Annotated in this window: 26 protein-coding genes and 1 tRNA gene; 13 read left to right on the forward strand and 14 right to left on the reverse strand. The window is 34.2% G+C overall.

What is annotated here, in order from left to right:
* Position 1 precedes the first annotated feature (1 nt).
* From ACWNCI_RS11940 to ACWNCI_RS11950, 3 genes are read right to left on the reverse strand one after another with little or no spacing between them, the layout of a single operon-like run.
* The gene (locus ACWNCI_RS11940; RefSeq protein WP_449388474.1) at positions 2–481 is read right to left on the reverse strand and encodes a hypothetical protein; all 480 of its coding nucleotides are present in this window, start codon (positions 479–481) and stop codon (positions 2–4) included.
* Positions 457–1,980, reverse strand: coding sequence for a hypothetical protein (locus tag ACWNCI_RS11945; RefSeq protein WP_449388475.1), 1,524 nt, complete (start codon positions 1,978–1,980; stop codon positions 457–459). Before ACWNCI_RS11945 ends, ACWNCI_RS11940 begins: the two co-directional genes overlap by 25 nt.
* A complete protein-coding gene (locus tag ACWNCI_RS11950) occupies positions 1,877–2,494 on the reverse strand; it encodes a hypothetical protein (RefSeq protein WP_449388476.1) in 618 nt (205 codons plus the stop codon). Before ACWNCI_RS11950 ends, ACWNCI_RS11945 begins: the two co-directional genes overlap by 104 nt.
* 106 nt (positions 2,495–2,600) lie before the next feature.
* Between ACWNCI_RS11950 and ACWNCI_RS11955 the strand changes: the two genes are divergently transcribed.
* A complete protein-coding gene (locus ACWNCI_RS11955) occupies positions 2,601–2,966 on the forward strand; it encodes a helix-turn-helix domain-containing protein (protein WP_449388477.1) in 366 nt (121 codons plus the stop codon).
* A 108-nt stretch (positions 2,967–3,074) separates the two neighbouring features.
* Here ACWNCI_RS11955 and ACWNCI_RS11960 read toward each other — a convergent pair whose 3' ends face one another.
* Positions 3,075–3,338 carry a hypothetical protein gene (locus ACWNCI_RS11960; RefSeq protein ID WP_346984095.1) on the reverse strand — a complete coding sequence of 88 codons (264 nt, stop codon included), beginning with the start codon at positions 3,336–3,338 and terminating at the stop codon, positions 3,075–3,077.
* Positions 3,339–3,568: 230 nt separating this feature from the next.
* Between ACWNCI_RS11960 and ACWNCI_RS11965 the strand changes: the two genes are divergently transcribed.
* From ACWNCI_RS11965 to ACWNCI_RS12005, 9 genes are all read left to right on the forward strand, one after another.
* A complete protein-coding gene (locus ACWNCI_RS11965) occupies positions 3,569–4,027 on the forward strand; it encodes a GtrA family protein (protein ID WP_449388478.1) in 459 nt (152 codons plus the stop codon).
* A 2-nt stretch (positions 4,028–4,029) separates the two neighbouring features.
* Entirely contained in the window at positions 4,030–4,758 is a 729-nt protein-coding gene (locus ACWNCI_RS11970; protein ID WP_449388479.1) for a lysophospholipid acyltransferase family protein, read from the forward strand.
* Between the two features lie 41 nt (positions 4,759–4,799).
* A complete protein-coding gene (locus ACWNCI_RS11975; RefSeq protein ID WP_346984093.1) occupies positions 4,800–6,245 on the forward strand; it encodes a sugar MFS transporter in 1,446 nt (481 codons plus the stop codon).
* Positions 6,235–7,296 carry a DUF3810 domain-containing protein gene (locus ACWNCI_RS11980; RefSeq protein WP_449388480.1) on the forward strand — a complete coding sequence of 354 codons (1,062 nt, stop codon included), beginning with the start codon at positions 6,235–6,237 and terminating at the stop codon, positions 7,294–7,296. Before ACWNCI_RS11975 ends, ACWNCI_RS11980 begins: the two co-directional genes overlap by 11 nt.
* Before the next feature lie 447 nt (positions 7,297–7,743).
* Complete coding sequence (locus ACWNCI_RS11985; protein ID WP_449388481.1) at positions 7,744–9,249, forward strand: vitamin K epoxide reductase family protein; 1,506 nt, start codon at positions 7,744–7,746, stop codon at positions 9,247–9,249.
* Positions 9,250–9,347: 98 nt separating this feature from the next.
* Positions 9,348–9,599 (forward strand): bacteriocin-like protein, encoded by a 252-nt coding sequence (locus tag ACWNCI_RS11990; protein WP_449388482.1) that lies wholly within the window; start codon positions 9,348–9,350, stop codon positions 9,597–9,599.
* A 61-nt stretch (positions 9,600–9,660) separates the two neighbouring features.
* On the forward strand, positions 9,661–11,853 hold the full coding sequence (locus ACWNCI_RS11995; protein WP_449388483.1) for a peptidase domain-containing ABC transporter: 2,193 nt from the start codon (positions 9,661–9,663) through the stop codon (positions 11,851–11,853).
* 47 nt (positions 11,854–11,900) lie between these two features.
* Positions 11,901–12,104 carry a hypothetical protein gene (locus ACWNCI_RS12000; RefSeq protein WP_042722904.1) on the forward strand — a complete coding sequence of 68 codons (204 nt, stop codon included), beginning with the start codon at positions 11,901–11,903 and terminating at the stop codon, positions 12,102–12,104.
* Between the two features lie 63 nt (positions 12,105–12,167).
* Positions 12,168–13,466: an HlyD family secretion protein gene (locus tag ACWNCI_RS12005; RefSeq protein WP_346984085.1), complete on the forward strand. Its 1,299-nt coding sequence runs from the start codon at positions 12,168–12,170 to the stop codon at positions 13,464–13,466.
* A gap of 133 nt (positions 13,467–13,599) precedes the next feature.
* Here the strand turns inward: ACWNCI_RS12005 and ACWNCI_RS12010 are convergent, their stop codons facing one another.
* The 8 genes from ACWNCI_RS12010 to greA form a co-directional block, all read right to left on the reverse strand.
* A complete protein-coding gene (locus tag ACWNCI_RS12010; protein WP_449388484.1) occupies positions 13,600–14,709 on the reverse strand; it encodes a hypothetical protein in 1,110 nt (369 codons plus the stop codon).
* Between the two features lie 480 nt (positions 14,710–15,189).
* Positions 15,190–15,263: transfer RNA gene (locus ACWNCI_RS12015), tRNA-Met, on the reverse strand.
* Between the two features lie 44 nt (positions 15,264–15,307).
* On the reverse strand, positions 15,308–16,594 hold the full coding sequence (locus tag ACWNCI_RS12020; protein WP_449388485.1) for a peroxiredoxin family protein: 1,287 nt from the start codon (positions 16,592–16,594) through the stop codon (positions 15,308–15,310).
* A 60-nt stretch (positions 16,595–16,654) separates the two neighbouring features.
* The gene (locus ACWNCI_RS12025) at positions 16,655–16,882 is read right to left on the reverse strand and encodes a signal peptidase (protein ID WP_449388486.1); all 228 of its coding nucleotides are present in this window, start codon (positions 16,880–16,882) and stop codon (positions 16,655–16,657) included.
* Between the two features lie 5 nt (positions 16,883–16,887).
* Positions 16,888–18,843 (reverse strand): T9SS type A sorting domain-containing protein, encoded by a 1,956-nt coding sequence (locus ACWNCI_RS12030; RefSeq protein WP_449388487.1) that lies wholly within the window; start codon positions 18,841–18,843, stop codon positions 16,888–16,890.
* 76 nt (positions 18,844–18,919) lie between these two features.
* Positions 18,920–20,107 (reverse strand): ATP-dependent Clp protease ATP-binding subunit ClpX, encoded by a 1,188-nt coding sequence (gene clpX / locus ACWNCI_RS12035; RefSeq protein WP_346984081.1) that lies wholly within the window; start codon positions 20,105–20,107, stop codon positions 18,920–18,922.
* Between the two features lie 60 nt (positions 20,108–20,167).
* Positions 20,168–20,557: an HIT family protein gene (locus ACWNCI_RS12040; RefSeq protein WP_449388488.1), complete on the reverse strand. Its 390-nt coding sequence runs from the start codon at positions 20,555–20,557 to the stop codon at positions 20,168–20,170.
* A 36-nt stretch (positions 20,558–20,593) separates the two neighbouring features.
* Positions 20,594–21,064, reverse strand: coding sequence for a transcription elongation factor GreA (gene greA / locus ACWNCI_RS12045; RefSeq protein WP_042721222.1), 471 nt, complete (start codon positions 21,062–21,064; stop codon positions 20,594–20,596).
* A 109-nt stretch (positions 21,065–21,173) separates the two neighbouring features.
* Between greA and ACWNCI_RS12050 the strand changes: the two genes are divergently transcribed.
* The 3 genes from ACWNCI_RS12050 to ACWNCI_RS12060 are packed head-to-tail and all read left to right on the forward strand — an operon-like array spanning position 21,174 to position 22,791.
* Positions 21,174–21,626, forward strand: a complete 453-nt coding sequence (locus ACWNCI_RS12050; RefSeq protein WP_346984079.1) for a hypothetical protein — start codon at positions 21,174–21,176, stop codon at positions 21,624–21,626.
* A gap of 2 nt (positions 21,627–21,628) precedes the next feature.
* Complete coding sequence (gene dtd / locus ACWNCI_RS12055) at positions 21,629–22,078, forward strand: D-aminoacyl-tRNA deacylase (RefSeq protein WP_346984078.1); 450 nt, start codon at positions 21,629–21,631, stop codon at positions 22,076–22,078.
* A 29-nt stretch (positions 22,079–22,107) separates the two neighbouring features.
* Complete coding sequence (locus ACWNCI_RS12060; RefSeq protein ID WP_449388489.1) at positions 22,108–22,791, forward strand: FKBP-type peptidyl-prolyl cis-trans isomerase N-terminal domain-containing protein; 684 nt, start codon at positions 22,108–22,110, stop codon at positions 22,789–22,791.
* Positions 22,792–22,868: 77 nt separating this feature from the next.
* Here ACWNCI_RS12060 and ACWNCI_RS12065 read toward each other — a convergent pair whose 3' ends face one another.
* Both ACWNCI_RS12065 and ACWNCI_RS12070 read right to left on the reverse strand, forming a co-directional pair.
* A complete protein-coding gene (locus ACWNCI_RS12065) occupies positions 22,869–23,381 on the reverse strand; it encodes a hypothetical protein (RefSeq protein ID WP_346984076.1) in 513 nt (170 codons plus the stop codon).
* A gap of 52 nt (positions 23,382–23,433) precedes the next feature.
* Positions 23,434–23,976 (reverse strand): hypothetical protein, encoded by a 543-nt coding sequence (locus ACWNCI_RS12070; protein ID WP_449388490.1) that lies wholly within the window; start codon positions 23,974–23,976, stop codon positions 23,434–23,436.
* Between the last annotated feature and the right edge of the window lie 132 nt (positions 23,977–24,108).

A 24,108-nucleotide genomic window follows, 5' to 3' on the forward strand; every position in this document is an offset into this window, starting at 1 on the left:
GTTATTTCATTTTTTGATAATACAATGTATATGCATAATCACTATTATCATCAGGGGATTTTAATCGAATGTAGAAATATACTTTTTTTCCTTTTTTAAAGCCACTTGTTCCACCAATGTATTGTGATCCATCAGGATACCCTTTAAAAATCAATATATTTTTTTCTGTTGGATATACTGTAAATTTATCTGTAAAATTTTTCGTTTTTATAGCCTTATCATGATAAAAATAATTAAAGATGAATGTTGAATCATTCTTTATCTCTAATTTTAATGTATCTCCTTTTCTAAGATTAAGGTATTTGAAATCATTCCTATTATATTCAATATTTTGTTGTGGAATATATACATAATCCCCAACCGCTTCATTAAGAGAAATATGATAATCAGGAAGATCATCGGGATACTCTTCTACATTACTACAGCCTATAAAAGTTGACACTATAATTATTAATATTAAAACACTATAACTTCTTCCCATGTGTAAGTATTTATTAAATTTCCACCTAAATGTAATCCCTCCCCTATTTCTTTATTAGGAATCACACCAATGGTTCCATTATTTGTTTGAACAAATCTAGTTCCCGAATCCCAACCTAAAATATTATAAATATAAAATCTTATAACAGCTGAATTACCTGATTTTGAAATAACAGTAGCTTTTGTTGGATAAGATCCTAACATTTGTATGCCTACATTTTGATTAGATAATGTAGCATAATATTGCGTGAAATTATAATGAAAATATCTTGTTATACTATCACCTACATTAAGACTTCCATTGTTTAAACCATTCTTAACATCATTCATCATATCTGGTTCACCTTTTGGAAATTTATAAACAGCATTAGTTGTTGAATTATAAAGTGTATTACCATTTATAACATTCGAACTCCATGTAAAATTAATACCGCTATAAGGATTTGGCATTAATTCAAAAAGCCAAATATTAAATAAATCTTGCCAATTCATTGTATCTTTATTCATATTGGTAGCCTGCTTTATTTCATTTCTAAGAGCATCAATATATGTATTTAGTACAACTCTGGTTGCTGCATTATTAGTATATGGATTACTACTTACTTCATCATAATATGTTTTTACAATTTTTGCTGTTTGATGCACACCATGAGCTATTGAATTCTTTATATTTTGCTTAACTTTTTCCCAATTTGGCCAACTAGCTTGCAATTGATTTAGTGTACCATTTTGATTTGCAATTAATAGATCATGAGAAAGTGCAGATAAATCTCCAGCAAATGCCACGTCTAAACTATTCTGGTAATCTAATTGACCTTTAATAAACCAATTTTCCAACTGTTGCCAAGTTACATTAGAATTATTTGCAGTAAAAGATTTAAAAAAATTAAAAAAGGGTTGAAATTCCAACCATGATATATTAGTATTTTGAATAAGAAAATTTAAAACTCCAATTCCTAAATCAGGATTATGCTCAACTAAAATATCATTAATTAATGCCCAACTATCTTGATAACTACCATTTTGTCTTAAAAAATTCATAATGTTGGCATATAACAAATTATCCTGAACATTATTTGAGGTTTTCATATAATCAATTACTGATCTAAGAAAGGTGAGGTGTTGTATAGTTTTATCAGTATTATATAATCTCGCAAGAGCCATTCCTAATGTAAGATGAGCGTCATACCACGAAAGCTGAGATGAATTTAGCTTCAATCTGAAAACCCTATTCATTTCTATCAATTCGGCTTCAGTATCTGAATAAGGTGTAGTATCATAACCTCCTCCTGAAGCCCCATCACCTGGAAATGGATTTGGATAGGAAGGCATCCCTCCATCGTCGATCGTTCCAGATCCACCACCACATGTATTCACTATAGATATAATTGTAGGATTAGGTGCTCCTCCTACAGTACATTCCAGCATCATTTCCTGATGAGTGTATTCCTTCTGAACACCACCCGGTTTCCCAAGTAATTGAATAACATCCAATAGCATCAGTCTGCACTCTTGAATTCAAATTTATTCTTATAGCATCAATATCAAAAATTTTTATTTTATTTTTAACATCAATATCATGACCGGAAATAAAGAGTTCTTTTTCTTTATCTGTAATATCATATTGTATCAGTACACCTGAAAAAATATTGTCTGATTTTTGTTTTAATACTAAATTTTCAATTTTTGAACTCTTAATAGATCTGCTTACGGGAAATGTATAAGTCTTCTGAGTTTCGTTTTCTACTAACATTACATTTTCTGTAGAGATGATTGCTCCATATAAAACAGAATCCTGAATACTTTTAGAAAATGAGTAAGTAGAAAATTTTTCATTTTGAATTTTTGAAATCTCATTAAAAAGAGTTGTATTCTTTATAATTTCATTGCTCTTAAGGATCGAAATTTTAAGTTCCTTTTTTGAAGTTTCGTCGTTTTGAATAATATCTAGTTCCCGACATCCTAACAAGAACAATCCCAATATAAATAGCTTTACAAAACTAATTTTTTTCATAGTTGCGTTTTGTTATTAATTTTCCCCAAAACTAAAATTAATTTCGTTAGACATCTCTCACTTTTTCGGAAAAATTATTACTTTTACGAAAAATATTTTTACTATTATGGAAAAAATTATCAAAAAGATAGCGGAGATCCGCAGTAAAAAAGGATTCTCTTATGAGAATATGGCTCATGATCTGGATCTGAGTGCCTCAGCCTATAGAAAAATAGAAACAGGTGAAACAAAACTTACTGTGGAAAGGCTTGTTGATATTTCTAAAATACTAGAAACTCCTTTGAATGAACTATTGGAAACTGATTCACAAAAAAATTTTAATCAAGAAATAAAAGAACAATCTACAGGATATCAAGGAGTAGACAATAGGGTTTATCATGAAAATTCCGAATTATCACAAAAACTCATTGCAATTTACGAGCAACAAATTAAAGATCTGAAGGCAGAGATTGAAGAATTGAATGCAAAGTGAAATAGATGCTTCGACTGCGCTCAGCATGACATTGCTAATAAAAAATTTAAATAAAAAAGAGAACTTAAAAATTTTAAGTTCTCTTTTTTATGATAATCGATTCATTTACTACTGTTTTATCTCTGCTTTTTTATCGTTGAACTGTATCAGCCAGTCTTCGATTTCGTCTTCGAGATAGGAGGCCTGAAGGATCATGGCATTGATAAAATCATCGGGAACCGGTTCGTTATCGGAATTTTCAAGATTCCAAAGCTCCTCAGACATATTTTCATACTCGGAATAGACACGTTTAAAGCGTGAATTATCTCTTTCAAGAGCTTCAATATTTTTCTGCTGAAGCTGGAATTTTCTGTATTTGTTTTGACGTTTCATACAAATATTATTAAAATGTGGTCGTAAAATTTTTTGGATCGTATGATTTAATCATATTACAAGATAGAAAAAACCATCAACACAAGGAGTTGAAAATGAATTTATTATCAGGTGGGGTTTACATCATTCTGAAAACTAAAATTAGAAATTATTTTGAATCTAAAAAAATTTTTAACATCTTTTTTCAGTGTTTAACATATAGTTATAAATTTGCACATTATATCATTCGGATGAGAGATTTACTATTACGGCAGAAACAGGTTTTATTCTTCATTATCGCAGGAGGGCTTAGCGCTGTCGTTGAAATCGGGAGTTTTAAACTTTTCAGCACTACGATACCGCAGTTTTTCCCTCGCGAGATTAATTTTCACGGAATTCACTATCCTTTAAGTAATATTTTCTCGACAAGCTGCGGAATTATCACCAATTATTTTCTGAGTATCTGGTTTGTTTTTGAAAGAGGAAAACATTCTAAAAGAAAGGAATTTGCCTATTTTATGGTAGTCTCTTTTATTTCAACTTTATTAAGCTTAGGTTTCTTTCAGGTTTTTTACAGCTATGTTTTTAAAGATACTATTGATCTCTTCGTCTATGCATTAAGTCCTGAAATAACGAGCAAGATTGCGGCGATTCTATTGGTTTCCGTTCTTAATTATTCGATTAAGAAAAAAGTAATTTTTAACGGATAGAAATGACAAAGATTTTAAACTATCTCTGGAGAGCATGGCTTCTGATACTGGCATTTGTTTTTACCCTTATTTTCGGGCTTCCTGTTTATCTGTTATCATTTAATAAAAAGCATTATAAATATGCCTACCGATTCGTGAGGTACTGGAGCTACTGCATCTTTTACGGTATGGGGCTGCGGTATGAGCTGACTAAACTTTCCGATGAAAGACTTGATAAGAATCAGCAGTATGTTTTTATTTCCAATCATACTTCGATTATGGATATTATGCTGATGTGCATCTTATGTGCCGATCATCCGATCTGTTTTGTGGGAAAAAAAGAACTCGTAAAAATCCCGATCTTCGGAACGATTTATAAAAGGATATGTGTAATGGTAGACCGGGGAAGCGCCCGAAGCCGCGCAGATGTTTACAGAAGGTGCGCCGAAAAAATGGAGGAAGGAAACAGTATTGTGATCTTTCCGGAAGGCGGTGTTCCGGATGACACTTCGATAATTCTGGATGAATTTAAAGACGGTGCTTTTACACTTTCTTCAAAGCATCATTCGCCAATCGTGATCTATACTTTCGTCGGATTAAAGGAAATTTTTCCGTTTGATAATTCAAAAGGTTATCCGGGTAAAGCAAAAGTATATTTTAACGGAATTTTATACCCTTCCGCGTCTCCAAAAGAGCTTAAATTGTCTTCTTTTGAGACAATAAAAAAAACATTGCTAAAACACTATAATTAAAAGAAATAATATATATTTGTTTTCAGAAATTTTCAACAAATATGTCAAATTATTCTAAACAAACCAATTGGGGACAATTCATCCCATTGGTTACTGTGTTTTTCTTCTGGGGATTTGTGGCGGCAAGTAATGACATTTTGATCCCGGTTTTCCAAAAAGCTTTTAAATTATCACAAACCGAAAGTATGCTGGTTCAAATATGCTTCTATGTGGCATATACAGTGGGTTCTTTAATTTATATGGCAATTTCCAAAGGTATAAAACAGGATTTGGTAAACAAAATCGGTTACAAAAATGGTCTTATTGTAGGACTTCTTATTTCTGCAGCAGGAACACTTTTATTTTATCCCGCAGCCAATCTGCATTCTTTCACGTTGATGATCTCAGGCCTTTTTATTGTAGGGTTAGGATTTTCATTGCAGCAAATTGTAGCGAATCCTTTAGCTATTGAAGTAGGACCTGCTGAAACAGGCTCTCAGAGACTTACCATGGCAGGAGGAATAAATAATCTGGGCACAACGATAGGTCCACTTATTGTTTCTTTCGCGATTTTCGGCTCTGCAGCAGCTGCTACGACTGACGTAAGTGTTGAAAGTGTAAAGGTCCCTTATCTTATATTAGGAGTAGCATTTGTTCTGGTTGCTATTATGTTGAAATTTTCTTCTCTTCCGGCTATTACGCCAACCGTTACTGAAAATACGGATGATTTGGTTCCCGGCGAACACAGAAAATCAGCTTTTCAGTATCCGCAGCTTTTCATGGGGATGATTGCCATATTTGTGTATGTGGGTGTGGAAGTTTCTACAGCGAGTAACCTTCCTGCCTACATGGAAAAAAGTTTAGGTTTTGAAACTAAAGATGTGGCTCCTTACATCTCTCTATATTGGGCTTCTTTGATGATCGGACGTTGGACAGGAGCTGTAGAAGCTTTTGATGTAAGCGCAGGAATCAAAAAAATCTTAAGATTTTTGGCACCTTATCTGGCCTTCGGGGTGTTCTTACTGGTGAATGCCATTGCGAAGCACGATCTTTCCCATTTCTACGTATATGGATTAATCATTATTGCGATGATCATCTGCGATATCATGAGTAAAGGTAACCCGGCGAGAATGCTTCTTATATTCTCTGTTGCAGGTATCGCTTCTTTATTAATAGGAATGTTTACTTCAGGGATGGTCTCTGTATATGCCTTCACCAGTGTAGGTTTATTCTGCTCTACCCTTTGGCCTTGTATTTTTGCATTGGCAATCAACGGTCTTGGAAAACATACGAATGAAGGATCCGGTCTTTTGATTATGATGATTATGGGAGGCGGAATCGTAAGTCTTATCCAGGGATATGTTGCGGATCTTACTAATATTCACTTTAGCTATATTGTAGGGGTAATCTGTTTTGCGTATCTTGCTTTCTATGCCATAAGAGTAAGCGGAATCCTAAAATCTCAGGGTATTGATCTTGACAAAATCACAAAAGGCAGTGGACACTAATACAACAAAAAAATTACATAAGAAAAGAGTTTGGGCAGGTTTATTACTTGCCCAATTTCTTTTGTTTTTCATGTTTTCCAGATCTGCGATCATGATTTCTTTTTTTGAACGGTTTTTTGAAATTCAAAAGAAACTTCATCAGCTTATTTTCGCATGGATTCCTTTTTCATTTGGCGATGTGCTTTATATTCTTTTGGGAGTTTTTCTCCTTTATCATGTTGTAAGATGTTTCAGCAAAAAGACTTGGAAAAATGCTTTATTAAAGATTTTTGTATCTGTCAATATCTTTTACTTTATATATCAGATATTTTGGGGAATGTTGTATTTTCAGACTCCGATTATTAATAAACTCCCTTCTCAAAAGGCGCCCACACTTGATAAAGCTAAAGCTTTAGCATTACAGTATCTGCAAAAATGTAAAGACACCAGAAAACTTACCGAAGAAGATAAAAACGGAATATTCATCATAACTGATTTGAAATCTGTTCAGGAAGAAATTTTATTTCGACAAACTTTACTTCCTGAAAATATTTCCAATAAAAAAGCATCTGGAATCAATTCTTTCAAGCCAAGCATCTTTAAAAACATCATGAGCTTTACCGGTATTTTAGGATATTATAATCCTTTTACGGCTGAATCACAATTTAATTCTCAGTTGCCCAACACGCTTATCCCTTTCACATCTGCTCACGAAAGCGCACATCAACTGGGGTTTGCCAGAGAACAGGAAGCTAATTTTATAGGATATCTAATTGGAGTTAATTCAAAAAATCCAGAATTACGCTACAGTACAGAATATTTTACGTTAAAAAGTTTATTAAATTATATAGTCGATAAAGATCCTGAATTTGTAAAAAATGTACTCCGGAATTATCCTCCAGAAATGAAAAAAGACAGGGCTTATGAAAAAGCTTTCATCCTGAAGCACCAAGGGCTACTTGACGATTTCTTTGGATTTACCAACAATATTTTTCTTAAAAGTAATCAGCAGGAAGGTTCCGTAACGTATTCTTATTTTATTGATCTTCTCCTGAATTACGAAAAGGGTTAAAAAACAAAAGAACCGTATCAGGCGATACGATTCTAAAAACACAAATGATGAAAAAAAATTTATTACCTTGACTTGTTCCCTCATTCAAGGCGTTGTAAAAGTACAATATATTTTATTAAAAAAAAAATATTTTAAAGTTTTTTTTCACAAATTTAGGAGAATTTGAAAACTGAAATTTCAGTCTGTACTTCATGTAACGTTAATTTTTCTTTTAAAATCGCCCATTATTACTCATTAAAAGGTGATTATATCGAATAATTTATTTTAGAAATACTTCTCATTTTGAAAGTGAATAGAATTTATAATAAAAGTTCTCAAAATTAAATCAGGCGAAATTTCAAAAATAAAGACCTTAATTATATTTACTAAAAAACAATATATCACATAAAATTGAAAATATATTTGTTATTTTGAAACATCTCCTTATTTTAGAGGAAAAATATTAATATGCTATTGGAAAAACTCATTAACCATCTCAAGCTCGACAAACAGGAGTTTCTTTTTCAGTTCAATTCGCATCCGAATTACCCTTCAGCATTAGCATTTAGTGACACACTTAATTTTATGGGAGTCAGAAACGATGCGTATGAGCTTGACAAAGAATATTGGGATGAACTTCCTGAGGAATTTATCGCCATTGTGGATAATTCTTTCTCCATCGTAAAAAAATCGGGGAATCAATATTCCATTTATTCTGATAAGGCAAAGACTTTAAACAAAGAAGAACTTCATCAAAAAGCCACGGACTTCGTCTTGCTGTTTGAAAAAGATAAAACAGAGAGTAAATCTGTTACAAGTTATAAGCCGTTTGTTTATGCCATTTTTGCAATTGTACTTGTATATTCAATTTTGACACAGACCTGGTATGAGGCTTTATTTAATATCCTTTCCCTCGCCGGAGTTTATATTTCTCTTGAAATTTTCAATCAGAAATTCGGAAATACGTCTGCGGTCATCGGAAGTATTTGCGGCGATACAGCGGGTAATCAGTCTGTCAATTCATGTAACAAAATTATTACTCAGGATAAAACAAGTATTCTCGGTCTTAAGTTTTCCGATTTTTCTCTGATTTATTTTATAGGAATTACCATTTTGGGATTATTTTTACCTGCAACATCTTTGGTAGTGAAAGGCTTTTCACTCGCTTCGGTCGTTGCTATCGGCTATTCCCTGTATATCCAGGGATTTGTGGAAAGGACTTTCTGTCGCGTTTGCCTTTTGATTATTTCTGTTCTTTTAGCTCAGCTATTCATCAGCGCTTTTCTGTTTGAAAATATTTATTTTGACACAGGGATTGCCTTATTAAGTATTATTTTATGGATCGTTCTGTTTTCTTCTGTTTTATACCTTAATAATACACTAGAAGAAAAAGAAAGTCTTCAGAAATCTAACGCTAAAAATTTAAGATTTAAAAGAAATTATGATCTTTTTAAAAGAGAACTGCTGGAAAAAGAAAAGGTAACTTTCAGTAATAATGAAACTTTTTTTGTTGGAAATAAAGAAGCAAAAATTCATCTTTCCATCATCTCAAACCCTTATTGTGGGTTTTGTAAAGATGCCCACAAAATCATGGAAAATTTACTTGAAAAATATCCTGATGAGGTTTCAGTTCAGATGAGATTCAATTATTCACCCGATAAACAGAACGAAAAATTTACGAATCTGATTTCCGATTTTATGTACATTTATCAACATAAAACCCAACAGGAATTTTTAAATCTTATTGAATATTGGTTTGAAAACAGGGATGAAAATAAATTAAGACAGAAAGCAGGAACCAATTCAAACAATGAAGACCTGACTTCACTTATTGAAATGTCAGCAGAAAACAGGGATGCAGGGCTTAATTTTACCCCGATAATTTTGATCAACGGATATCAGTTTCCGGATAAGTATGACCGTGAAGATATTTATTATTTCATTGATGAATTAGCCGAAGATGAAGAGATTTAATAAGAATCTTTTTAGTATTTCTAAATTCACTAAATTAGGAAAAAAGCGGAATCCGAAAAGCTAAATAGAGTAGGAAAAAATTAAAGAATTATTTTATCATGAAAAATTTAAAAAAGTTGTCTCGTAATTATTTAAAAAAAATAGATGGAGGAAAAAGGATTAATTTTGATCCAACCTTAACAATCTGTTATAATGTAACATACTGTTACCAAATTCCAGGTGATGTTATGGGTAGTACAGGTATACCAGTTCAACATACCGGTTCGGAGGTTCCATCGGATGCGACTAATGTTATGCCATGCGGTTACTCACCGGTGTACCCATTTCCTGCAGGATGTGGATCTTTATAATAATAATCAAAAATATAAAAATTTTAAAGGCTGGTTTTTACAGCCTTTTATTTAATTATTAATGAAGCAATTCCCCTTTTACCGCCAGCCGGATTCCAAAGACTGTGGGCCAACCTGCCTGCGAATCGTAAGTAAACATTACGGCAAAAGTATTTCTTTACAGCAAATCCGTAACCTTTCGGAGACAACCCGTGAAGGAAGCAGCCTGCTGGGCCTGAGTGATGCTGCTGAAGATCTGGGCTTCCGCTCATTAGGTGTTCAGATTAATTTTGAATCTCTTGCCGAAGAAGTCCCGCTTCCGTGTATCGTTCACTGGAACAAAAATCATTTCGTCGTTGTATATCATATAGATAAGAACAAAAAAATATATGTATCAGATCCCGGTTATGGCTTAATTACTTACACGAAAGAAGAATTCATAAAATTATGGATCGGCGAAAATGCTGATGAGAAAACAGAAGAAGGTATTGTTTTAATATTAGAAACCACGCCCGCTTTTTTTCAAACGGAATTTGATGATAAGGAAAGTAAAGCGAGTTTTTCTTTTCTCTCAAAATATTTATTAAAATATAAATCGCTTGTTATTCAGCTGGCGATAGGACTTTTGGCAGGAAGTTTATTATCATTGATTTTCCCTTTTCTTACCCAAAGTATTGTCGATGTCGGTATTCAGAATCAGGATCTGAATTTTATTTATCTGGTTTTGCTCGCACAAATCATGCTTTTTGTAGGAAGAATGGGAATTGAAGTCATCCGAAGCTGGATTTTACTGCATCTTTCCGCCAGAATTAATATTTCTATCATCTCCGATTTCTTTATAAAATTAATGAAACTTCCCATCAGCTTCTTTGATACCAGAATGACGGGAGATATTATGCAGAGGATTAATGATCATCACAGAATAGAACAGCTTTTAACAAGTTCTTCTTTAAATACTCTGTTTTCATTAGTCAATCTCATCATATTCAGCATTGTTCTTTTATTTTACGACTACAGACTATTTGTCGTTTATCTTGTGGGAGCTGGGGCGTATGTCGGATGGATCAGCTTCTTTCTTGGCAAAAGAAAAGAACTTGATTACAAAAGATTTTTTCAGGTTTCCCAGGAACAGAGTAAAGTCATCGAATTGATTAACGGAATGCAGGAAATAAAAATGCATAATGCCGAAAAGCAAAAAAGATGGGATTGGGAATTTCTGCAGGTAAAATTATTTAAAATAAGGATAAAATCTTTGTCGCTTGAACAGTGGCAGTCCGTCGGTGGAAATTTTATTAATCAGATGAAAGACATTCTGGTAAGTTTTCTTTCTGCAAAACTGGTGCTTAGCGGTAATCTTACGCTCGGGATGATGCTTTCTGTACAATATATTATTGGCCAGCTTAACAGCCCATTATTGCAATTGATCGATTTCATAAAGCAGACTCAGGATGCTAAAATTTCTCTTGAGAGGCTGGGAGAAATTCATGATAAGGAAGATGAAGAAAGCAAAGATGAGCAATATGCTCACGATCTTCCGCAGAAGGATATCGAAATAGAGAATCTTTCCTTCAGATATATCGGTTCGGATGCTTATGTTTTTGAGAATTTAAATTTAAATATTCCTTACCAGAAAACAACTGCCATTGTAGGTGCCAGTGGAAGCGGAAAAACAACATTATTGAAACTACTGATGAAGTTCTATGAACCCAATGAAGGCGAAATAAAACTTGGAAATACAAAGCTTAAAAATGTTTCTCCAAGATTCTGGAGAGATCATTGCGGAGTTGTGATGCAGGAAGGATATGTATTTAACGACACTATTGCTAATAATATCGCCGTAGGCGAGGATTACGTGGATAAACAAAAACTCAGAAAAGCGGTAGAAATAGCTCATATTAAGGATTTTATTGAAGAGCTTCCTTTAAGCTATAATACTAAAATAGGTAATGAAGGTCTTGGAGTAAGTGGCGGACAAAAACAAAGATTATTCATTGCCAGAGCCGTTTACAAATCTCCTGAATACATCTTTTTTGATGAGGCAACTTCAGCACTTGACGCCAACAATGAAAAAATCATTATGGAAAATCTGGAGCAGTTTTTTAAAGGTAAAACCGCTATTGTTATAGCCCACAGACTTTCCACCGTAAAGCATGCTGATAAAATTATCGTTTTAGATAAAGGTAAAGTCGTTGAAGAGGGAAATCATTCTGAACTGGTCGCTTTAAGAGGTGAATATTACAGGCTCGTAAAAAATCAACTTGAACTTGGAAACTGATCATTATTTTCACTAATTTTAATCAACCAACTCAAAATCTATCAGTTATGAAAAATTTACAAAAAATTGAAAGAAAGAAACTTAGAGAAATTCACGGTGCAGGACCAGTTCCGGTATTTCCGTGCAATTGTTTCTGCTACATCAACAATGTAAAACAGTGGAATGCATGCAACCGTTACTGTCCCGATGGTGACATTCCGGGAGTAGAACCCGGCAATAATCCGAAATGCGATTATACACTGCCGTTATAAGATTATTTTAAAACATACTCAATAATCTTCAGCTCCTTGGAGATTATTGAGTTTTATTTTTATATGGAAAAAGACGTATTAGACAATATTGAACTACGCTCAGAAAGTGTTCAGGATATCCTTACACAGCCCCCACATTGGATGATCCGATGGGGAAATACGATTATATTTTTAATTATTGTACTCATTCTTATCATGAGCTACATTATACGTTATCCGGAATTTATTCCTGCCCCGATTGTGGTAACCTCTCAAAATCCGCCGGAGAAGCTGGAAGCCCGTACCAATTCCAAAATCGAGAAAATATTTATAAAAGATCATCAGCATGTTAAAAAGAATGATGTTCTGATGGTCATGCAATCGACAGCCAATTATAAAGATATATTAGAACTGAAAAAACTTATTGATTCCATCACACCGGATCAGCTCGCTTCATTTCCTTTAAGCAAAACCTCTCATTTCAAACTTGGAGAACTTCAGGGAGATTACAACAGTTTTGCAAAGGCATTTCAGGATGAGGCTTTATTCAAAAGACTTCAGCCTTACGCTCCGGAAAATCTGGCCGCCAATCAAAGTCTTTCTGAATATAAAATAAGAATTTCAACTCTTAAGCAACAAAAAAGCCTAGAACAGGCCAAGTATGAAATTACCAAAAAGAATTATCAGCGCTCTCAGGAATTGTTTAAGCAGGGTGTCATCGCCGCAGTTGAGCTGGAAAATGAAAAAATAAAATTTCTCCAGGCCCAACAAAATTTAGAAAATATTACTATTTCTCTTTCACAGATTGAAGAAGGTATTTCCAATGTTAATAAGACAAAAAGCGGCGCCGCCATTAATACGGAAAAAGATAAAATTACCTATTCCTCACAGACTTTACAGCTTTTTGAACAGCTCAGAAAATCATTAAAACAATGGGAACAGAGTTATCTGATTATTTCTAATACCGATGGTGAAGCCAGCTTTCAGCAGTTTTTTGGCGAAAACCAGTTCGTAAAAGCCGGAGATGCTATTTTATCCATTTTACCGGATCATAAAGAAAAACTTGTGGGGAGAATGGCTGTACCTGCAGCTAATTCCGGTAAGATAATCACAGGAGAAAAAGTTTTAATTAAACTTGATAATTACCGGTATCAGGAGTATGGCATTGTGGAAGGAAAAGTACAAAACATTTCATTATCTCCCGATAAAGATGGAAATTACTATGTAGACGTCGCCCTTCCAAAAGGACTGAAAACTTCTTATAATAAAAATCTGGTTTTCGATAAGGAATTAAAAGGCAATGCTGAAATTGTAACTCAGGATTTACGATTAATTGAAAGGTTCTTTTATCAGATGAGAAAATTGCTGGGATATCAGAGTTGAAGAAAATGAAAGCCGGAGCATTGGCTTCGGCTTTACTATATTTTTTCTTTCTTTTTATTGAGATAAAAAATTAGTATGATATAAAAAATCATAATCAATTAAAAAATTCTCTGATTTTTGGTTCCCAATCTGGTCAGAAATTAAAATCCTTTGGTTCTCCGTTGAGTTCTCTTCCTCTTAGTATCGCTTCTTTCCACTTTTTGCCAATATCCATATAGATTTTAAATTGTTCCTTTTCTCTTTCTGTACCTAGTGAAATTCCTAACTGATGGGTCGCCTTATATTTTTGGAAAGCCATAGGCAAATGCTCTATGGTCCTTTTCAATCTATAGTTTTCCACTGCCCTGCTCAAAGCAATGCGATAGTCGTCATGAGCTTCTATGGGAACCATTTCATCTTTTATTTCGGATAGGTATTGCAGATTCTCATTTGCTCTTTCATTTTCATAGGTATGATGATGTTCTGTTCCTTTTAGGTATTCTGTTATGAGTTTACTGGTTTTTTTATCTTCTATGACTTGTGCTAAAGCTATATGTAAGTTGGTATCAAAAATATTCATATAAGGTTTTTCCAATTCCGGATCTTTTACATATAAATTAGCAGGGGCATGCTTCCGAGAATCTTCAATACTTAGGTTTTGATAAAATTTTTCTTTTTTTCCTCGTATATCGGGAAGGGTGAGGAGTACTTCATTACCCGTTTTTCCATTATGATAATCATACCATTCAGGAAAGTTTCGGTTTTCGTTATTGGTTTCATAAGCTTCTTTTATTTCCTCATAATTCTGCCAATCCTGAAACCCGTATTGTTCAAACTCTACATTGTTTTGTGAGAGGTATTGGCAATACCAGTCTACCTCATGATGAGTAATTGGAGGTATAAAAGAACAATTGAGTATATCTTCTTCCCAAGCTCTAAAGTCAAAAGTGATTTCTATTTCCTTTATTTCCAGTTGCTCGGCTCGCCAAAGACATTGCGCATCAAAAAGTTTTTTTTGTTGTATGATGCACAGATGTTCGAATGCAACATCAATCCATTCGTTTTGTTTTTGCTCATTTAATCTTTGGTACATTTCGCCCCATTTTAAACCGGACGCTTTTATGTTCGCATAAGCTTTACAAAAGCTTTCCATGGAATATTTTTGATAAGTCTTGCAGTATTCCTGTACGGCAGGGTTTTCCATGAGCTCTTTTGTCCATTGCTCACAAAATTGGTGATAATCTGTTTTTTTTTCTTCGTTCATTGTTTTTAGAAATTAGGGATGAAGGTAAAATTAAAAACTTTTGCACTGTTTTCAAATCTCTACTTACTCAAATTTACAAATTATTATGCTTTGATGATATTTTGACGTATATTATCTTCAGCATCCGGAATGGGAGCGCCTAATGATAAAGCTCTTGATGGTTCAGGTATTGTTTGGTTTAACCTACAAAATATTTATGATCTACATATTATAGTAGAATAAACAAGAAATAGCCGGACAAAAAGAATTGAAATTTGGACCTTCTATACTTAAGCTTATGAACTAAATCTATGAAGAATTCTTCTCTAATTCTTTTGCTTAAAAAAAGAATGAATGGCATGTGGCGAAAGCTTTGAAATATCGATATTCCATAGCGGCTCACTTTGATTAACAACGACCAACGATTGTACTAAAAAGATTAAAGCACAAAAAACTCTCTTGAAAAAGAGAGTTAAATAGCTAAAATCAGCTTATTATTTGTAGCGAAGACGGGAATTGAACCCGTGACCTCAGGGTTATGAATCCTGCGCTCTAACCAACTGAGCTACCTCGCCGTTTTGGTGGTGCAAATATAGAAAATATTTACAATTTACCAAAATTATTTTAACTTAAAATATTCCAAAACATCTCCTACATGCTCTGGTTTGCTGATAATCTTATTGTTAGCATCCAAAATAAAATAAGTCGGTGTTGCATGAACATTATACGTATCTGCATAGCTACTGTTCCATCCTCTTAATTCAGTATCATTCACCCATGGAAATGCGCTGATTTTTTTAGCGTAAGAATCTTTATCCACATCCAGCGATAAGCCTATAACCTGAATATTTTTCGATTTTAAATCGTTGTATTTCGCCAACAGTTGCGGAAGCTCACTCTCACAATGAGAGCAGGTAGATGACCAGAATATTACAACTTTTTGATCAGCTTTTATATCATGAAGGGTTTTAGCATTTGTATTCGCCGGAGATTGAAATTTATAATTAGGAAAAACAGCACCGATTTCAACATTAGCGTTTGATTTTAAGGTAGAGGCTAATCTATCTGTAATCGTACACTTCAGATTTTTAGCCAAACCTAGATATTTATCCTTAAAATCCTGCATGTCATAAACATCGAAAATGTCAATGAGTTCAGAAAGAACTGTTTGCCCTCTCGGTGTTTCTACTTTTAATCTGTCAAGAAGCTTATCGACCGATGTACTAACATTCGTGTTGCCTCCTGAATTAAGATAGGAAACCAAAATCGGTCTTAACAACGATGATGTTTCAAGCATATCATTCGACTTATCAATAAAATTAATAATATCGTCCTGAGTTACTTTCTTGGAAGTATCATTAGAGAGAAATTTATTGTAATTCGTATTATAGTAATAGATGAAAGGATGTTGAGCCTGATTTATCCCATCTGAACTACCACTAAGCCTGCTAATTTCAGTTCTAATAGCCTTACCAAAGTCGGTATTATCTTTATAGTATTCTTTTATCTGGGTGAGTGCAGGAAGTATAAGCTCCTTTTTCTGAGAGCCTTCCTGAAACTTGCTCATAAGGTCATTAGCTTCATCAAGATAAATAATATCCTTAATTTTATTAGCTTGTGTATCAAGTTTTACACTAACGTTTTTATTTTCAGAAATAAAATTAAATGTGTTATTTGAGCTTGGGAAATAAACTTTCATCATTCCCATGTAGTTTTTAGGGTATTTAAATGTCCAGGTATTATTCTTACTTTGCTCTTTTGAAAAGATAATATCTTTGGAACCATTTAAAGTATATAAAATCGCATCCTGATCTTTAAAATCAGCAGGCGCCTGAATAGTAACTGTAAACTGTGCCTGTAATGAAAATGCAACTATTAAAGTCGTTAATGTAAAAATCTTTTTCATAAGGTAAAAATAAAAAAACTCTCCGAGTAATCAGAGAGTTTAATATTATTTTAATAAAAATTATATTTTCTTCGGTGTGTATTTCTTACTGAAGAATGTTATTAGTATAATAGCTACAATAGCTAAAACATATATATACATGTCAACTGGTGAAGATTGTACTCCTGGCCCAACAATTCCTTTGGCATTTGAATTAGAATTAGGTGGCGGAACTTTATCCTGAGCACTGATAATCAGTTGAAATCCAAAGAAAAAAATAACGGGAATAAATTTATTTATTGATTTCATATTTATTATTTTAAGATTTTGGCAGTAACGATTTCTCCTTTTTCGGAAACAACTTTTACTAAATAAGCATTTTTAATTTTATTATCCAGTTCAATGACAAAATCTGTTGAAGTATCCACCGCTTTTTTAGTGATAACCAGCTTACCACTCATATCATAAACGTCAATATCTGCTTTTTTCCAGTTAGGATCAAATCTTACAATGTAATTGGTTATTGCAGGATTATAAACGACCATAGTTCGAGAAGGTGTAGATGTATCAACTGTTGACAATACAATATTGCTAGGTTCTCCATAATAGAGATCAAATTCAGCTATATTCGCAGGAATCACAGCTCCCTGAACAGCCTGTTGAACGGTTCCGTTTTGAGGCTTATAGTAGAACCCAATTCCTGAAGATAACGCATGAGTTCCATTAGCCACGAGATTGGCATTTTCTCTGATCTCAAACTTATAGGATTTTATTTTGTTAAGATCATAATTTACCATCTTAATATTTTTTCCTGTAAAGTTATTCTCATTTGCCTCATTAATATATAACCAGTATTGTCCTGAATAATTGGTATCATATCCACCTGTAGGAGCTTCCTCAAAAGTTCCTAAAAGATTAGAACTTCCTGCTTTTACTTGTGTTAAAGCTTCGGTAGTAGAGTGCCCTGTGGTACCATCAGAATAAACAACATAGTAAGTTCTTGCCACCTCGTTACCATTAGCGTCAAGCCCAATAACTCCTAATTGTTTTACTGTATTTGTTAATATATTTTTATTAGCAGTGACATTATAAGCCGTACCTGCGCTTCTACTATTATAATTGAATCTTCTAAGATTTGCAAAATTAATCTTATTATCATCTGGATTAACTACGTTATCACTGGTAAGCTTAATAACAAAAGTCCCCAATGGTCTTACCATTACATACTCAACATCACCTGTAGGAGCACCTGCAGAAAAAGTAATATACTTGTACGCACCATTTCCCACTGCAAAAGTACCTCCTGATGTACTCTGAACGGCATTAGGAGCAACTTCAAGCCTTACCCCTTGAATAGTTTTCAAGTTGACACCATCACCATTCGCATCGTCTATAGCTATTTGTGATAAATCAAGGTTCGTCAAAAATGGATTTGCATATTGATACATATATCTTCCGTATGTCCCGGACCAAGGTGTTGTTACAAATTCGTCTTGAAGATAGGTATAGTACTTTTCATGATATTGATTTTCAGCATTACCATTAGTTCCAAAATTTACGGAAGCACCTGCGCCTTGAAGCGTAATAACATTGCCCTCACTTAAAGGACGTCCTTTGATTGTTCTGGTAGTACTCAAATCAAGACCAGCTGCACCCAACATATAATAAGCTATACTAGGATATTCAGGACTTCCTATATATGAAGAAATACTAACACTCATTGGAACAGCAGTAGTGTTATTTACCATGAGAACGTCATTTTGCTGGCGTCTCAAATTGTTAAAGGTTTTACCCAATTCGGCACTCAAGCTTCCTACTCTTTTATAATAAAATGGTAATCCTATTTGTTGATACGTACCATGCGGAATAGCTCTAAACTCCTGATCTACAATACCTATAATATTCAATTGATCAAGTCCTGAGATGTAGAGCTGGCCGTAAGTGTAGGGAAAACTGTTATCGTTGTAGTGTTCATAATTGTCCGGTTCATTCAATTTATTGATAAAATTACCTCCTCCATTCGCTTCCGTTTTATCGTTGTTTGAACCATCAATTGTCTTAAAATAATCAGAGGTGGTTCCCTCAATCATAAAATTACCATGATTTTCAATTACACCGGTACTTTTCATTTGTAAGCCTCCCCCCGTATAAAACAGAGTTCCTTTCCCTACATAAGCAACAGCGGTATCATCCACGTGTACTAATATATTCTGCGCCTGAACAGAACAACTAGCTGCTATTAAGCTAATAGCAAATAAATTTTTTCTCATTGTATGTAATTATTTGTGTGTTATACAATATTTCAATTGCAAAGTTATATTTTTTTCATTAAAAAACAAAAATATTTTACTTATTAACAAAAATGTTATCCTCCGTTAATATAATTTCCTTTTCTTCCCCAATGGAAAACATATAATCTTCGAGAACTTTTTCAGTTGTACCTCTCAATCCTCTGGCACCTAATCCTTTTTCAATAGTTTCTTCCACAATTTTTTCAATGGCGCCGTCTGTGAAAACAAGCTTTGTTCCATCCATTTTGAAAAGTTCTATAAACTGATTAACGATAGAATTTTTAGGTTCTTTCATAATTCTTACCATAGTTTCCTTGGTCAGTTTATCAAGATAAGTAATGATTGGGAATCGTCCTAAAAGCTCAGGAATCAGCCCGAATGAACGAAGATCAATGGCGTTGATATTCGTTAAAACATATTCATCTTCATCTGTCTTATTGATTTTCTCTGCGCTGAAACCAATCGCCTGCTTGTTCATTCTTCGTTCAATAATTTCTTTGATTCCGTCGAATGCTCCACCTGCTATGAAAAGGATATTCTGGGTATTCACCTGAATATATTTCTGGTCAGGATGTTTTCTTCCTCCTTGTGGCGGAACGTTTACAATACTTCCTTCAAGCAGCTTTAATAAACCCTGCTGCACTCCTTCTCCGGATACATCTCTCGTGATACTCGGATTATCTGATTTTCTTGCGATTTTGTCGATCTCATCAATAAAAACAATTCCTCTTTCAGCTTTTTCTACATCATAATCTGCGACCATTAAGAGTCTCGACAGAATACTTTCAACGTCTTCACCTACATATCCAGCCTCCGTTAAAATCGTTGCATCTACGATACAGAAGGGCACATTAAGTTCCCTTGCAATGGTTTTTGCCAAAAGGGTTTTTCCTGTTCCGGTTTCGCCGATCATGATAATATTGGATTTTTCAAGCTCAACTTCGCGGTTTTCGTCCTGAGCGTGAAGCAATCTTTTATAATGGTTATACACGGCAACAGATAATTGTTTTTTTGCCTGATCCTGCCCGATAACATATTGATCCAGAAACATTTTAATTTCTTTGGGCTTTTTTAATTCTTCTATATTTTCGGCAGGAGAAAATCCTGTTTTTGCGGAACTGTCTTTTACAATAGCATGCGCCTGCTCGATACAGTTTTCACAAATAAAACCATTCTGACCGGAAATCAGCATCTGCACTTCATTTCTCTTTCTTCCGCAGAAAGAACACTGGTTTGAATTCATTTTTATATATAGATAAGTATAGATTAAATAAACTCGTAAAATTTACGAGTTTATATTGTTTTAAGGATTAATTATTGAGTCTTGAATTTCAGTATATTCTTCATGCGCCAGTTTCAATCTTTCGTTTCTGAAATTCATATCTTCTATTTTTTGTAAAGGAATTAAATGGATATGAGCGTGAGGTACTTCCAACCCCACAACAGCCACTCCTACTCTTATACAAGGGATTGCACTTTTTACTTTTTTGGCAACTTCCTGAGCAAACCCCCAAAGATTTTTATATTCTTCACTATCCAGATCAAAAATAAGATCTACTTCTTTTTTCGGAACTACCAAAGTGTGTCCTTTTACCAGAGGCATTGCATCAAGAAAAGCGATAAAATTCTCATCTTCGGCAATCTTATATGAGGGAATTTCACCATTGATGATCTTTGTAAATATTGTGCTCATTTTTTCAAATGTTTAGAGATTGGAAGTCCGATTTATTTACAGGGTAATTTCTAATACTTCAAAAGACAGCTTGTTTCCGTTTGGCAAAGTAATATCTGCAGTTTCGCCAACAGCTTTGCCTAAAAGCCCTTTTGCAATCGGGGTATTCACAGAAATTTTTCCAGCCTTAAGATCGCTTTCATTATCAGGAACCAAAGTAAACATCTGCTCCTGTTGTGTTGCATTATTCTTCAGTTTTACTGTTGTAAGAATTGAAACTTTTGAAGTATCCAGTTGACTTTCGTCTATGATTTTTGAAGTCGAAATAACATCTTTCAGCTTGGAAATTCTCATTTCAAGCATTCCCTGAGCTTCTTTAGCAGCATCGTATTCTGCATTTTCCGACAAATCGCCTTTGTCTCTGGCTTCTGCAATCTGCTGTGTGATTTTTGGTCTTTCTACAGTTTCCAACTGTTCCAGCTCAGCTTTCATTTTCTCTAATCCCTCCTTTGTAACATAGCTTGCCATAATTTTCAAAATTTAGTTTTAGTATAAAAAAATAATCCGACATTTGCCGGACAATGTTTTCGAGTTGTAATCGTTTAATTTTTACAAATATATAAAAATTTAAATTGAAATGAAAAAAACTTTTTCAATATTATCATTAATTACATTATTGATTTTCAGTATTTTATCAATAAAATCATGTGGAAGCAGAGAAGATACCGTAAGTTGCTTCCCCAGCAGCCCCATTAATGTCACACTTAATCTTAATCTTCCTGCGTATTATGCTCTGAATCAGGTGGGAGGATGGGTTTATATTAATGAACAACAGTCTGGCACCAGAGGGCTTATCGTTGTGAGGGCTTCGGATGCAACTTTTAAAGCATATGACCGTAATGCACCCCATATCTGCCCGGATAATAACACCACACTGGAAGTTCAGGATAACATCAGGGTAATATGTCCAAAAGATAATGCACAGTGGATTCTGTTGACGGGACAACCGACTGCCGTGGCCAATGTTCCTCCGAAGACTTACCTTTATAACTACGATCCTTCCGGAAAAATTTTAAATATTTATTATTAAAAATGAAAGTTGTCATACAAAGAGTTTCCGAATCCAGCGTAAAAGTAGACGGGAAAATTGTCGGAGAAATCGGAAAAGGGTTGATGCTTTTGGTAGGAATTGATGAAAACGATGAAAAAAGTGATGCAGACTGGCTCGTACAGAAAATTTTAAATCTAAGAATCTTCAGGGACGAGAATGGAAAACTGAACCTTTCTATACAGGAGATTAAAGGAGAAATCCTGTGTATCAGTCAGTTTACATTAATTGCGGATTACAAGAAAGGAAACCGTCCATCTTTCATTAAAGCTGCAAAACCGGATAAAGCGATTCCGCTATTTGATTATTTTAAAGATGAAATATCAAAATCCGGGTTAAAAACCGAGAGCGGTATTTTCGGCGCCGACATGAAAGTTTCACTGATTAATGACGGACCTGTAACAATTGTGATGGATTCTGCAATAAAATCTTAAATTTGCACCGAATTTTTAATTAACAAAAAATGAAAAAAACATTCGTTACTTTACTTATCCTCGCAGGAATAGGCTCTGTGTATGCTCAAAAAAATTATACTGAAGATCAAAAAGCGTCTTACTACATCGGTCTTGATATTGCACAGAATATGAAAAGACAAGGCTTTGCCGTAGATCCCGACTTACTTGCCCAGGCCATGAAAGATGAATTTGGAGATAAACCGAAGTTGTTTCCCAAAGAAGAAATGAGCAATTTCATGCAGGGCTTTATGCAAAAGCAGAATGAAAAAAGAATGGCTGCCGAAAAGGTAAAGGCAGAAGAAAACAAAAAGAAAGGCAATGATTTTCTTGCTAAAAATAAACTTAATAAGAATATAAAAACCACAGCCAGCGGCCTGCAGTATGAAGTTCTTAAAGAAGGCGACGGAAAAACCAAACCAACGGCAACAAGCACAGTAACTGTCGTCTATGCAGGTAAACTGATGGACGGAACGGTATTCGACTCTACAGAGAAAAATGGCGGAAAGCCGGCTGAGCTTAACCTTTCCGGGGTAATAAAAGGATGGACAGAAGGCATACAGTTAATGAGCGAAGGCGCGAAATACAGATTCTATCTGCCTGCTGACCTAGCGTACGGAGATAATGGAGCAGGAAACATCATTCCTCCCGGATCAACACTTATTTTTGATGTTGAACTGGTAGATTTCAAATAATTATTACTGATATAAAAAATAAAAACGTCTTTCATATTGCTGAAAGACGTTTTTTCAAATAAACTTTTATAAAAAAATTAATTCGCAGGAATACTGCTGAAATTAAGTGCAATTTTAAGATTCATGTCTGAACTCGTTTGATTTTTCAGTTCATAAACCGTTCTTACGGTAACCCCCGTACTTTTCACCACTTCATCAAGAAACCCTGAATTTTCAAGGTCAAGATTTAAGCTTGATGCGTTTGTTGATATATTTGCTCTGGAAGCGACCAGTCTTTCACCTGTACCGCTTGAAGAAATGTAAACCTTAATGGATTTAAAAGCGCTAAGATTTCCTCCCGAAGGTGACACTACAGAAACTTTAGCATCAGAAATTCTTACATCTTTAATTTTCGCATTGTTGTTTCCCCCAAACCAGGTCTGCACATTCGATGCCGTAGCGGTAGAAGAAACTTCTTTATCTGCAGGAACGCCGGTTGAAATCAAAACATTAGCTGTATAAGGAAATGTATTCTGAACCAACGACTGCACTGTTCCGCAGCTTACCAAAGCGAGCGAGGCTACTGCCGCTGTCAAAATTATATTTTTCATAATGATAAATTTTAAAGTTTTTTAAGCAGAAATTATACCAAATTGTTAAATGTTATTCAATACTTACTGTGAAATTTCCTTTGGTATTTCCAGAAGCCATATTGCTTTTCCCAATAATCAGCCATATCTCGCCTTTAGCCTTTAGTTCGTAGGTAAGATCTCTTCCGAAAGGCCCGTCATAATCGCCATTTGGAAGTTTTATCTGGTTAAATCTTATATTAAAATCTTTTTCTTTTGTTGAAATTTTGGCCTTTATTTCCGGATTCGTGTAGTCGGTGATCTTGAGAACAAGCTCCTGATTGTCTTTAGTAAATTCCTCACCCAGTGTTATCGGAAGATGTTCACCATCTACAGTTCTGACGATTTGTCCGTCTTTTACTTCTCTCATAACGCCGGTTCGTAAGACTTCTTTTGTTTTCGGAGCGTTGTTGATGACGGAATCTTTTATCTTTATGGCAGAAGAATCTGTTTTTTCTGCAGGTGCAGTTTGTTCCGTTGCTGTTGACAATGAATCTGTATTTTGTGTTTCCTGTATTTTCGATTCTTTTTTACACGATATGATGATCAGCGGGATAAGCAAAAGTATCTTTTTCATAATAGTTATTTTAATGATAAACTTAAATTTAAAATCCTCTGACATTTTAAAAGACTTCAAACTTTGAGTATATGGAGATGCCAAAATTATTCCATTAAGGTTATTCTTAGCTTAAAAAAATATTAGGATTTA

Source organism: Chryseobacterium lineare (assembly GCF_977014045.1).